The sequence below is a fragment of the Desulfobacter curvatus DSM 3379 genome (assembly GCF_000373985.1).
Taxonomy (GTDB): Bacteria; Desulfobacterota; Desulfobacteria; order Desulfobacterales; family Desulfobacteraceae; genus Desulfobacter; species Desulfobacter curvatus.
Map to the genome: position 1 here is coordinate 26,998 of NZ_KB893084.1, position 11,742 is coordinate 38,739.

The window sequence follows — 11,742 nt, forward strand, 5'->3', positions numbered from 1 at the left end:
AGGCCTAATCGTTCAACGATTGGGCCTTTGCTGCGCCTTCCATAGGAAGGCGCTTATCATCGGGCGGATTCTATTCGGCCTACTCTATAGTGTTTACAGCTTGTAACCGATCATCCTCAAAAAATCTTTGCGTTTTTTAATGTCGTCCTCTGTTTCAACACCCTTGGAAGAAAACCCGTCCACCACACCCAGAATGCCTCTGCCCTGGTCGGTCTGGGCCATGATCACCTGTGTAGGATTGGCTGTGGCACAATGGATGCGCACCACCTCTGGAACGGCTTGGATGGTATTCACGATGTTGACGGGAAACATATCTTTCATAAAAATGATAAAGGAATGACCGGCTGACAGGGCCTGGGCATTCTTTTTTGCAAGTTCCACCATATCTTCATCCGTTCCGGAATGACGGATCAGGCAATCCCCGGAAGCCTCGCAGAATGCCACCCCGAATTTGGCGTTGGGTACGGTGCAGACAATGGCCTCGTGAACATCTTCAACGGTTTTAATGAAATGGGAATGCCCCAGGATAAAGTTGAGTTCTTCCGGGTTTTCTATGGTTACGCTGATTAGTTCCATTATTTCCTCCTCTATATTGAATTTCTTAAAGCTCGCGAGCAATATTCGCGCCTTACTCCTGAGTTTCTGTCAAAAAAAAACAAGAAATTGTCAAACTCCTTTCTTCTTGTTTCTAGTTTCCAGTCTCTAGTTTCTGCGGCTCAGCCGCCTTAGGTATTGAGCTTTTATTTTACCATGAAGGACATGAAGCGCATGAAGAATATATACCGGGAATCAATCTTCGTGTTCTTCATGCTCTTCATGGTTTTAAGTTGGAAACATCTTAACTTTGATGACACCGGACCTGCAGAAACATACTGGGCATTCCTTTATTCCAGTGACAGTGCTCCCCATGACAGATCAAAGGCCTGGTCATTCTGCTCCAGATTAGTGATCATAAGGGACGGCATGATCCATGCCTGGTTGTCACTGCTCTGGGCCACCCGGATTACGGGATAGGCGGACTGCCGGGCAATGGTCTTTACCGTAAGAAACCGGGTGCTGTTTTCCCCTGCCGGAAATCGGGTAAAGGCCAGGTGGTTGACATTGTTGTGCTCTGCCGATTTCTTGTAATTTTCAAACTCTTCCATATTGTAGATCCGCCCGGGAAGCACTTCCATCTGGGCGGTGGTCCGGGTATCCGTATCCATGGAAATATAATATTTGTGGTCATCCACACAGATTTCATACCCGTCATAAAGGGTGTACACATTGCCCAGCAGGGTAATCAATTTTTCAAAATGGGAGATTTTTTTGGCATAGCGCTCCCCTTCCTGGTTTTTACCCACATGCCGGTACTCGGCCATGAACAGGCAGTGCTCGGGCAAGAGCAGCAGTTCGTCCTTGTTGAACTCCTTGAGGATGTGCTTTTTAATGGCTTTTCTAACCTTTTCGGACTTGGTGGGACGGCCTGAAATCAGAAAATAGATGCCGGACAAATTTTTATCCTTGCGCCATTCGTTGAGCAAACCGGCCTGTTTACTGCATAACAGTTCCAGAAACCGTGAAAAGTCCCTTCCAAGGAACCGGTCATTGTCCCACCATGGACCGGTTTCCTCCGGGGAGCGGTTCTGGGCAAAGGTCTCTGCAAAATATTCACCGGCCTTTCTTTCGGAAAAAGATTCCTTTCGGTTCAGGGCTGTGGTAATGCCAAGCGCCGGATCCTGAAACGTATTGGCCAGAAGAACGCTGACATCTGTGGTCAATCCGCCAATGTCAATGTGACACACCACAAACTGAAGATTCTCGGCATTGGGGTCACGCTGGGCAGCCTGGGAGAAAATAAAGTCTACATCCTTTAAATCCGGCAGCCGGTCTTTCTGGCCGGACAGGTCCCAGAACGGCAGCAGCTTGATCAGGTTCAAAAAATAAAGCTCGCACGCCCCGCTTTCATCTGCAGAAATATTGACAAATGTTTTACGCAAATGTCTCAAATCACTTGGGAACAACCATTTCCACTTCCGGTCCGATGATAGGTTCATGCACACGGAATAGATATTTTCCCTGTACCCGTTTCTTAAATTTTCAATGAACAGGTCCGGTACCGTGACCCGGATTTCTGTGATTACCGGAATGGCAGGGCCGTTCCAGGGGCGATCCTTATTGGGCTCGGTGATATATTTGAAACTGTGTTCAAGGATTTTTTTGATGTAAAGCTTGAACTGGGGCACATCTCCCCTGTAGGCGGCAAATTTGGAGGCAAATTCATATTTGGCGCTTTTAACAATCTGGCTTGAACTGACATGCTCTTCACCCATATCAGGCACAAAGGCAAAATCCCGCTCATCACCGGAAGGCGGATTGATAAAAGCCGAAGGGAATCCCCCCTGGGCATCGGAGTCGCCATGGACGACATACTGCCATGAGTCGGTGATTTTGTCCCGGCCAAAGCTGCAGGGCCAGCACAAAACACTGGTCCGGTAAGAGCCGAAATCAATGAAAAGAATATATTCCTCGTGGTTCTGGATGTCCCTTGGGGTGCGGCCAGCAATGGTTTCATAGTAAAGTTTGCCGTCATCCTCCAGTTCCAGCTGGAACTGGTCCACTTCCTTTTTTTTTCGTTTGAACAGATTAAACCACATGTTGGGCATCCTCTTTAATACGTCTTTCTACAAGGGTGAAATCACCGCGCACCAGCATGTTGGGAACGTAAAATTCCGCCATGTTCATGATGATGTGGGGCAAATCCTTTTCCGCGGCACTCAAAAAGCCTTTGTTTTCAGGATCAAGGCGCTTGTGCATATTTTTCCATAGGACATCGGCAATGGCCTCGCTTTTGGGGGTGTCGGCCAAAAACTGGTCCAGGTACTGGGTGAATATGGCGTTCCAGAACGCTTTGTGGTCTTCACCCCCCCCCTCTTCGTTATATTGGATTTCCCGATCAAAAAAGTGCCGCAGGGTTTGGTAGGTCCCTTTTAAAATGGCTTTGCGCATGCGTTCCTTGACTTCGGCCACCTCATCATAACTTTCAATTTCATAAAGCAAATCAACAGCCTGGGTATGCACTTTTTCCGCCTTTTTGATCCAGGGCATCAAAAACAGATTGTCAAGGGCATCTCTGATATTGGAGGTGGTGCAGATGTCGTTGAGCATCTGCCTGGACCAGGCAATTCCCCCGTCCGCTTTGATCTGATCCTTGATTTCACGTAAATCTTTGTACCGAGACAGATTGCGTATCCAGGTATCCACGTGGGGGCCGGGAGAGATAAAATTCACCGGATATTCACTGTTGCACGGATTAATCAACTGCACAACGGTTTCAAAGGCTTTATAGCTTTTGAAATCGCTTTCAAGATCCTGCTCCACATTGGTGTTGCCGCAATAGCTTGCCACGGCACTGTCCCCCTGCAGGGAGAGAATCAACGGCAATTTCTGGTACGCGTGAGTGGTTTCCAGCACTGTGCGGTATTTTTTGAGGATGGCATCCAAGGGGTGGCCCGGTGGGATGGCGATTTTGTGCTGGAAACAAGCCACAAGAATACCGGGATAGCGCTCCAAGCAATCCAGCATATTGGCCTGGAACTTTTCATGGCGCTCCTTCTGGAACTCAACGGCGTCCGCACCCTCTTTAATGCCCGGATATTCAATGGCCGGCAAGGTCATGGGGGTCTGGTCCTCGGGCACGGCCACCCGGATGAGGTAATCATCCGGGTCTGCCCCGGAGGAAAGATCATACAGCCGGTTGAACTGCTCTTGGGTTAACCGGTCCCGGATTACATTGCCCGTGGAAATGCTGATCTGGCTGACCACCACCTCGTCGGTCCAGGATACCGGTTCCACAAGACAGGGAACCGCCGTGTTCTCCGAGGTGTTGCGCTGCTTGACCGCAAACAGCCTGCGAAGCGTGTCATTGTCAAACAGATCCAGAAGATAGCTGGTCTTAAAGGATTTATCCGTACCCGTAATGTGGATATATACGGGCAGATCCGTGTCCGGTGCCGTTTTCAGGCACAGTTGGCAGCGTTCAATGACCTTGTTCACCCGGTCTGCCTGCCGGGCCGGCACGCCGGCAAGTTGCTGGATGATCTCCTTGATGCCGTTCTGAATTTTCAAAAGCCGGTCTGTGTTGTCAAACATATGGTTAAATAAAACTCCTTGATGCTGATTTTTTCAAAACGTTTGGCTCCTATGGAATTTTTACAATCTGATAATTTCCGTCCTTGGCCTTGACGATTCTAAGCTCAGTGTCGCCGGCCTCAATGGTCATATCCGTGATGTCATGACGGAAACACAGGGTGATGCTGTCCCTGGATACCATAAAAGTAAAAGGGTTGAACAGGTTAACGCTGGCCTTCTCAAAGGTGGTGGAGGAGCCGTCCCTAAACGTTGCCTTAAAGCTGTCCAAGGGCTCAAACAAGCGGATGATATTCGTGGTGCCGGGCGTAATGGTCACAGATTGAACTGAAAAACTGTCATCCTTGGAAAGCTGAATCAAGGTGGTGTTGAACTGAATGGGGTCCCGCTTTAAGGAGACATTGGCCTCCTGCTCAAAGGATGATTTGGTAATCAGGTTGGACAGCACCAGACTTGTTATGGGATCATTGGTCTGAATGCCGTATTTACCCTTTGCATCTCCCATGAGCAGTTCACGGTGGACACTGACCTTAATCCGGTCCTGGGACACCTTGGACAGGCCCAGGGCCTTGATCCGCTCTTTAATGATCCCAAGCTGGTTGGTCTGGCCGGTCTCTGTACTGAAATAGGTCAAGGTGCTGTCCGACAGCTTCAATCCCCCGGCCTGATTATCATCAAACGCATACCAGGCCATGTCCGCAGGCAGCCCCTTGTCTTCCAGCACCAGGTGTCCTATACGTTTGGGCACCAGGGTGGCGCTGCCCTGGTGGAAGAAAGCTGCAAAATCAAGATTTCCGGAACTGTTGCTCCGGGTGAGCAGGTACCAGGCTTTACCGTTAAATTTGGTGTCAATGCGAAGGGGGGTAAAGGTGTATACATTCTCCAGAAAGCCCTTCATCTTGTAACTGATGCGGTCACTGGCCATGAGTTCTGCAAAGGCATTTTCATCCCGGATTTTTTTAAAATCGGGGTAGGAGATCATGTTCTGCTTCATATAGTTGGAAATTTCAGTGTGCTTGATATTTAAATCCCCGACCTTGAAATAGAAAATATTGGAAGCATACCCGGACTGCACTGTCGAATAAATCCGTGCCAGGCGCATGAATTCAGTGCCTGCCAGGACCTCCCTGCGGGCGCTGATCAACTCTTCAACCTGGTTATTATAGTTAAAATATACGAATAAAATCAATCGATTGCCCCGGTTCATCTCCTCCTCACCGCCCTGACGGTATTCGGGAAGGCCCATGGTTTGAAGCATGGACGAGACATATTCGGTTTTTAAAAGCTTTCTCGCCACATCTTTTTGTTCCGGCGCTCCGTCATGGAGCCAGGCATCCAACTGGGGGAATACGGTTTGGTAAAACTGCATTTCAGGGCTGGTATCCTTGCCGATGCTGCTGATAAAGGGAATCTTTTTTAACAGGGTACCATATTTAAATCCCACGAAACCGATCAAGGAAATCAGCAGAATAGCGGCAATCCAGGGAAACCAGCGCTGTTTCATTTTGCTGATGCCTTTTTGTTTCTGGAGGATCGAAAGCAGGGTTGTGACGCGTTCCTTACCCATATAGGTATCATCATGCACCACGTTGCCCCCGTACGCCACAAGGCTTTTCTTTTTATCCGCAGACCGGAAAAAGGCCCATGCATACCCGATATTATCGCCTCTGGCAACACGGACCGTCAGATAATCCACCAGGGCTTTGCGTTCGGCGCCGGTGAGTTTATTAAAGGATACGGGTTCCATGTCCGGGTCGAGCTCGATCATTCCATTCACCGGGATGATCCGGATTTCCATCTGGGGCCCAATGCTCTGATAGCGTCGGACATCCTGGAAAAAAGTGCACTCCGGAGGAATCTGTGCCTTGTATATTAATGGACTGTCAGTAACCTTTATAAGCGACAGTTCAAAATCATTTAAACGTGCCATATGGGGTAATTCTCCTTAAGCAATAACCTTATTCTTTTTGCCGTATCTTTTTATCACTACCATCCTGATAAAGCAAAAGAACATATCATATAAGTAACTGAAAAAACAGAGTTGAAAAAAGGAAAAAATGATTTAACCCAAGCGTGTCGGCCTGCTTGACCGATCTTTATACCGGTATATCCATCGTCAAAATCGTTGCATTTTCAATTCCAAAGGCGCATAAACTTTTAGGGTGTCTGTTCACCCCAGTGGAATTTAAAGATTATGGAAAAAATTGATACAATAATTGTCGGGGCAGGATTAAGCGGCATTGCCTGTGCCGCCCGGCTTGTTGCACAAAATAAATCCGTGGTTGTTCTGGAAGCCAGATCCAGGATCGGGGGCAGAATTTTATGCCCGGCACACCAAATTTTTTTTGCAGACTTAGGTCCTTCCTGGTTTTGGCCTATGATAAACCCTGAAGTATCCGCTCTGGTAAGGTATCTGGGATTAAAAAGCTATCCTCAGTTCGAACAGGGTCTTGCATTGTTTGAAACCAAAGCGGGCGATGTCCAGACCGTATCCGGCTGTCCCATGGAACCACCCGCCTTCCGCCTTGAGGGCGGGATGATCTCCCTTGTCAAAGGATTGTTGATCCGGATTGGGGCAGAGTTCATCCGCCTGAACCACCCGGTCTGTGAAATCCGGCGCCATGAAAATGGGTGCAAGGTTTCGGTTGGGCATCTTGACCAGCCGCCCAGATGTACACTTTCTGCCTCCAATGTCATTCTTGCCCTGCCGCCCAGGCTTGCAGCCCGGTCCATTCTATTTACCCCGGATCTCCCCTCTGATCTAACCCAGGCCATGCTTAAAGCATCCACCTGGATGGCCGGACATGCCAAATTTTTCGCCCTGTATGATAAAGCCGCCTGGCGCAGCATGGGACTTTCCGGCCAGGCGTTCAGTCAGCGCGGTCCCCTCGGAGAGATCCATGACGGGTCCGGTGCCTGTGCCGTCCCCTATGGACTGACAGGCTTTGCAGGCATTCCTGCCCTGAGAAGGAAGGACGAAAAGACCATGTCCCGGGCCATTCTCTCTCAGCTTGTACAGCTTTTCGGACCTGATGCGGCACAGCCCCTGGAACTGTATTACCAGGACTGGGCCACAGAATTGTTTACAGCCACGGAATACGACAAAAGATCCTGCCACAACCATCCTGAGTTTTATCCGCCAGGCGGGAAAACGAGCATCTGGAACAACACGCTTCATTTTGCTGGCAGCGAAACCGCAGGTCAATTTGGCGGCTACCTTGAAGGCGCTCTTGTCAGCGCCCGGCGGGCGGCAGCGGCAGTATCGGAATAGCCTTATTAACCCGATTCCGGAAATAATTTAATCTCAAAATAAGTTGAATTCACCCAATGCAATTCACCTCGAAATCGAAAAAATAAAAGGGATCTATTTCGATTTTGCAGGGAGGTTTTCTATTCCTTAACTCTTCAAAAGTCCGTCAAAATCAATTTAATAATATATAAAATTTACTGGTGGCGTTTGCGGGCAGATACAATATCTGGTGGTCGGATAATTTCAGAAAAAGAGTTCAATCATACCATTATTGTGGACCTTGGTATTACTTGCTTTTGTCATGGATATTACATGTTGTTTTAATTTGGCAATTGGTCGAATTTGGCAACCTTTTCCAATGGTGCCCTGCCTCAGGAAATGTGGAGGACTCCATTTAAACGCTCCTGCTGGTCCAAATTGAAAATAGGCAGTTTCGAAGGGCTGCTCAAAATACCCCAAATTACGAGAGTGCGCTGAGATTTTGCAAAAGGTTGACAATCTTTTTTGTATTTTCAATTGCAAGCCCTTCATCTTGCTTAGATTGCAAACGATCTTCCCATTCCTGTAAGAAATTACGACGCTGGTTAGATAAAGATGACGTGCCGGTTTTTTGAGCAAGTATAGCGTCGAAATCACCTAACTCGGGTTGAAAAGATAGAAGTGCATGTATCTTGAGTGAAATATGATTATTATCATATAATTCTTGACTCATTTGAGCCATTTCTTCGGGAGAAATATTTTCAACATCATATTTCTTTGCAATATCAGATAGTGAACGAGTTTCACTCTGTTGGGAGGTTGTATCTGAGGAAGCGACATAGCGGGTTTGTTTTGTTAGATTCGTGGAATAAGATGAAATTATAGAGGTTTGTTGTATTGGTATTGTCGTCATCATTAACTCCTCCTTATTGCAGGCTTTTTCTGAAAGACTGCATTAATTTTTGGGTTCGCAAATCATCAGAAATGCGATCTTTTACCGCTTGGTGTACTGCTTCGCTTGTCTCTTCGTTCTTCAAAACTGACGTATAATAATCCCCTGCGCCGTCTATTCCATTGTTCTTTAATTCTTCCTGAAAATATTGAAGGAGCGTGTTGACATATTCGCCAAGGTCATCACTTCTATCGCTACTGAGTGAATTGTTGCTTGATAGAGGTACGCCTAGTTGATCACTAACGTTAGCCTCGTCCGGTATCCATTTTGAAAACCATTCTGGGAAAGCAAATGCTTCTACAGGAAGATCCTCATCACTAATTTCGGTACTAATCTCTCCGGCCTCTACATTTCGTGACAGCTCCAAAGCAGTTTCAGAAATATTCACGGTGTATGATTCTGTAGTAGAACGCGGTGATGCAATGGTATAATTCGAGTTATTTTGAACAAAAATAGAAGTGTACGAACCTTGAACCGTTTGGATATTCGAGATACTCATAGCAACTCCTAATGGATTTTTATTCCTGTTAAAAATTGTTTAATTATGAATCAAGCAATTTTTATACTAAAAAGAACATTTTGTTAAAACAACATGTTATAATTTAAACACAATTTTTAATTGATAGGATAAGGAAATATTTTCCGCTTTTTTTCAGTAAATCGGGTCTCATTTAACATTTAGGGGAAATCCGTAAATACACCCCAATCTATTACCTGAACAGAAAATTACGGTTCTGCCACCAAAACTAATCTCAAAACCGTAACTTTCTGTTCGAATGCTCCCGCTGGTCCAAAATGTTTTTTTGTATGGTCTGCTTATTGCTTCTTGTTGTCATCGGAACAAGAATATCCTAATTCATAAAGAGGATTACAATGAAAGTTACACCAATCTCAACCATGGTTATGTATCCGGATCAATTCAGACTTCAAGGGATTCAGACAGGAAAAGAATTCCGGCCAATGGGAAAAAGTGACACGGTCAGTATTTCAGATGAAGGCAGGAATATGCAGGCCCAAGCATCTGATTGTTATGCAGATCCCTCGTGTATGCCGGGTTTATTTGGGGCGGAAGCCAGTAAAGATGGGGTAATTACATATGAAGAAAAAAAAGCATTTGCAAAAGAGAATATGGAAAAAGCGGCAGAGTTGCTCATGGACACACTCAAGTCCCTTGGAATTTCAGGTGATCAATCTGTTTGGCTTCAGGAAAACAGTGAGGGTGAAATTGAAATAACTTCTGACCTACCCTCGGAGGTTCATGAGGAACTGGAGCAGGCGATAAACGAGAATCAGGAATTTGTCACGGCATTCAAAGCTGGGAGTTTTGCAAACGCCATGATTAAAATCAATAACGATCCCGGTTCAGCAGAGGGCCGGTTTGGCGTCGGGCAAATCGCCAGCATTCATGAATTTCTGATATCCATGGAAAAGGGAACCGCAGCGCATATGAGATCCATCTGGCCTGACGGCAGTTGGTCCGATGAATGATAACAAATGTTCCGGCCATGTGTAGCCTCGTCGGAAATTTTGTGGTTTTGGACAAAAACCCCCGGTTCTCAAGAATTCAAATACAATCATTGCTGTTCAAATTTTTATCGAGTTTGGAGAAAAAGCCCCTTATTGCACTTTTCGGGGGGATGGGCAAAAAACCCCAGATACCAAGTTTATGTCGGATTGCATCGAACTGCTAAAGATTGCCGTGGCTGCGGGAGACGTTGAAGGTTGGCCAATTCCCTTTCCCATTACTGAGCCTGAAACGGTCAATGAAAGAAGGAAGGCGTTAGGCCTTAATTCTTTAGAAGAGCGGTTGGAACAAATACACGAACGAGAGCGACAACGCCGAGTACAACAATCAGCAACAAAAGCAGCTCAGTGGACAAGTCGCTGAATGCGCCGTTATGCATAATGTGTTGAGGACAATATGAAAAAAATTTTGTTGGCAGGGTCAACCGGGTATTTAGGGATCTATATTGCAAAGGAACTTCAACAACGATCATATTTTTTTAGGGCTATTGCTCGAAGTCCGGAAAAACTTGCAAAAAATGATATTGAAGCCAATGAAATACTCAAAGCTGAGCTGACTGATCCAGATTCTATCAAAAAATGCTGTGAAGGTGTCGATATTGTTATTTCAACTGTTGGCATTACAAGACAAAAGGATGGCCTGACGTATATGGATGTAGATTATCAAGCCAATATGAATTTGTTGATAGAAGCCCAAAAAAGTGGAGCCAAGAAATTTATTTACATTTCAGTACTAAATGGTGAAAAATTACGAAATTTAAAAATATGTGATGCAAAAGAACTGTTTGTTGAGCAGTTGAAGCGGTCAGGGATAGATTATTGTATTGTTCGTCCCAATGGTTTTTTTTCGGATATGTCGGAAATTTTTAACATGGCAAAAAACGGAAGAATCTATCTTTTCGGAAAAGGAAAGTTGAAAGCAAATCCTATTCATGGTGAAGATTTGGCGACTTTTTGTGTAGATGCTATAGAGAAGCCTGATAAAGAAGTTGAAATAGGTGGCCCCGAAACTCTCACTCAAAACGAGATGGCATCAATGGCTTTTAAAGTTTTGGGTGATAAACCGAAAATAACATATATCCCAGATTGGATAAGAGTTGCTGCCCTCAAACTCGTTAAATTAGTTACTATAAGCAGGTTTTATGGACCAGTGGAATTTTTTATGACTGTCATGGCAATGGATATGCTTGCCCCTGAATATGGTAACCACACGTTAAAAGAATACTTCACTATTTTAAATAACGCCGATGCAAAGAAGTTACGCCTGTGAATAGCATCGCTGGGGTGTTGACTCTGTCTATAAATCCGGTTTTTTTCGAAAACCTTTCAACCTCAATATATTGTGTCAATCTTGAAAAGCCGTGAATCAATTTTATAGAACACAAAATTGACTGGCCAGAATGGTATGATTTAACGCTTGTTCTGAAAGTGCTTTACCCCAAGTCTTGTATCGAATAAGAAAGCATTCTAAAAAATAATCAGCACCATTTAAAATACATCTTCCTTTTTATTTATGGGGGCGGTATCCTTTTTCAGAATGGTGGGCTGCTTGGGTATGAACGCAATGAGAACAGCAAAACAGTTCGCCGTTATCTGCAGAAATTCATTAATATCGGCCTTATTTTCCAGGAGATAAAAAAATGTTGATGACAAACACAGAAGAAATTCCAGGCAAAAGGACAACGGCATTTCATGGCGTGGTGTCGGGCAGTACGGTGCGGGCCAAACATGTTCGCCGGGACCTGATGGCATCATTTAAAAATATTTTCGGCGGAGAGCTTAAGGTATTCTGCGACAATTATCTTGTCCGGTTGACGACAATTACCTTGACCGGTTTGTCGTGATAAAACCCCAGACACTAAAATTCACTTAATTGGAGGTGCAATCCCGTGTCGGGGAAATCAATAAC

Annotated in this window: 10 protein-coding genes; 4 read left to right on the plus strand and 6 right to left on the minus strand. The window is 45.6% G+C overall.

Annotated elements, in window-relative coordinates:
- Positions 1-93: 93 nt before the first annotated feature.
- The 4 genes from B147_RS0119510 to B147_RS0119525 form a co-directional block, all read right to left on the minus strand.
- Entirely contained in the window at positions 94-576 is a 483-nt protein-coding gene (locus B147_RS0119510) for an adenosine-specific kinase (protein ID WP_020588891.1), read from the minus strand.
- 308 nt (positions 577-884) lie between these two features.
- Positions 885-2,636 (minus strand): hypothetical protein, encoded by a 1,752-nt coding sequence (locus B147_RS0119515; protein WP_020588892.1) that lies wholly within the window; start codon positions 2,634-2,636, stop codon positions 885-887.
- On the minus strand, positions 2,626-4,131 hold the full coding sequence (locus B147_RS0119520; RefSeq protein ID WP_020588893.1) for a hypothetical protein: 1,506 nt from the start codon (positions 4,129-4,131) through the stop codon (positions 2,626-2,628). The genes B147_RS0119515 and B147_RS0119520 overlap by 11 nt, the downstream gene beginning before the upstream one ends.
- 49 nt (positions 4,132-4,180) lie before the next feature.
- Entirely contained in the window at positions 4,181-6,058 is a 1,878-nt protein-coding gene (locus B147_RS0119525; protein WP_020588894.1) for a hypothetical protein, read from the minus strand.
- Between the two features lie 264 nt (positions 6,059-6,322).
- Here B147_RS0119525 and B147_RS0119535 point away from each other — a divergent pair, with 264 nt between their 5' ends.
- Entirely contained in the window at positions 6,323-7,399 is a 1,077-nt protein-coding gene (locus B147_RS0119535; RefSeq protein ID WP_020588896.1) for a flavin monoamine oxidase family protein, read from the plus strand.
- A 439-nt stretch (positions 7,400-7,838) separates the two neighbouring features.
- On the opposite strand, the gene B147_RS0119540 is transcribed toward B147_RS0119535, so the two are convergent.
- Entirely contained in the window at positions 7,839-8,273 is a 435-nt protein-coding gene (locus B147_RS0119540; protein WP_020588897.1) for a hypothetical protein, read from the minus strand.
- A gap of 10 nt (positions 8,274-8,283) precedes the next feature.
- Positions 8,284-8,808: a hypothetical protein gene (locus B147_RS0119545; RefSeq protein ID WP_020588898.1), complete on the minus strand. Its 525-nt coding sequence runs from the start codon at positions 8,806-8,808 to the stop codon at positions 8,284-8,286.
- A gap of 374 nt (positions 8,809-9,182) precedes the next feature.
- On the opposite strand from B147_RS0119545, the gene B147_RS0119550 reads away from it, so the two are divergent.
- The 3 genes from B147_RS0119550 (at position 9,183) to B147_RS28970 (ending at position 11,677) form a co-directional block, all read left to right on the plus strand.
- Positions 9,183-9,797 carry a hypothetical protein gene (locus B147_RS0119550; RefSeq protein WP_020588899.1) on the plus strand — a complete coding sequence of 205 codons (615 nt, stop codon included), beginning with the start codon at positions 9,183-9,185 and terminating at the stop codon, positions 9,795-9,797.
- A gap of 433 nt (positions 9,798-10,230) precedes the next feature.
- Positions 10,231-11,103, plus strand: coding sequence for an SDR family oxidoreductase (locus B147_RS0119555; protein ID WP_020588900.1), 873 nt, complete (start codon positions 10,231-10,233; stop codon positions 11,101-11,103).
- A gap of 376 nt (positions 11,104-11,479) precedes the next feature.
- On the plus strand, positions 11,480-11,677 hold the full coding sequence (locus B147_RS28970) for a YbjQ family protein (protein WP_211216954.1): 198 nt from the start codon (positions 11,480-11,482) through the stop codon (positions 11,675-11,677).
- The last annotated feature ends 65 nt before the right edge of the window (positions 11,678-11,742 follow it).

Bases quoted from the DNA above. Each gene is read 5' to 3' on its own strand.
- B147_RS0119510 (WP_020588891.1), bottom strand. From the start codon at position 576: ATGGAACTAATCAGCGTAACCATAGAAAACCCGGAAGAACTCAACTTT.
- B147_RS0119515 (WP_020588892.1), bottom strand. From the start codon at position 2,636: ATGTGGTTTAATCTGTTCAAACGAAAAAAAAAGGAAGTGGACCAGTTC.
- B147_RS0119520 (WP_020588893.1), bottom strand. From the start codon at position 4,131: ATGTTTGACAACACAGACCGGCTTTTGAAAATTCAGAACGGCATCAAG.
- B147_RS0119525 (WP_020588894.1), bottom strand. From the start codon at position 6,058: ATGGCACGTTTAAATGATTTTGAACTGTCGCTTATAAAGGTTACTGAC.
- B147_RS0119535 (WP_020588896.1), top strand. From the start codon at position 6,323: ATGGAAAAAATTGATACAATAATTGTCGGGGCAGGATTAAGCGGCATT.
- B147_RS0119540 (WP_020588897.1), bottom strand. From the start codon at position 8,273: ATGATGACGACAATACCAATACAACAAACCTCTATAATTTCATCTTAT.
- B147_RS0119545 (WP_020588898.1), bottom strand. From the start codon at position 8,808: ATGAGTATCTCGAATATCCAAACGGTTCAAGGTTCGTACACTTCTATT.
- B147_RS0119550 (WP_020588899.1), top strand. From the start codon at position 9,183: ATGAAAGTTACACCAATCTCAACCATGGTTATGTATCCGGATCAATTC.
- B147_RS0119555 (WP_020588900.1), top strand. From the start codon at position 10,231: ATGAAAAAAATTTTGTTGGCAGGGTCAACCGGGTATTTAGGGATCTAT.
- B147_RS28970 (WP_211216954.1), top strand. From the start codon at position 11,480: ATGACAAACACAGAAGAAATTCCAGGCAAAAGGACAACGGCATTTCAT.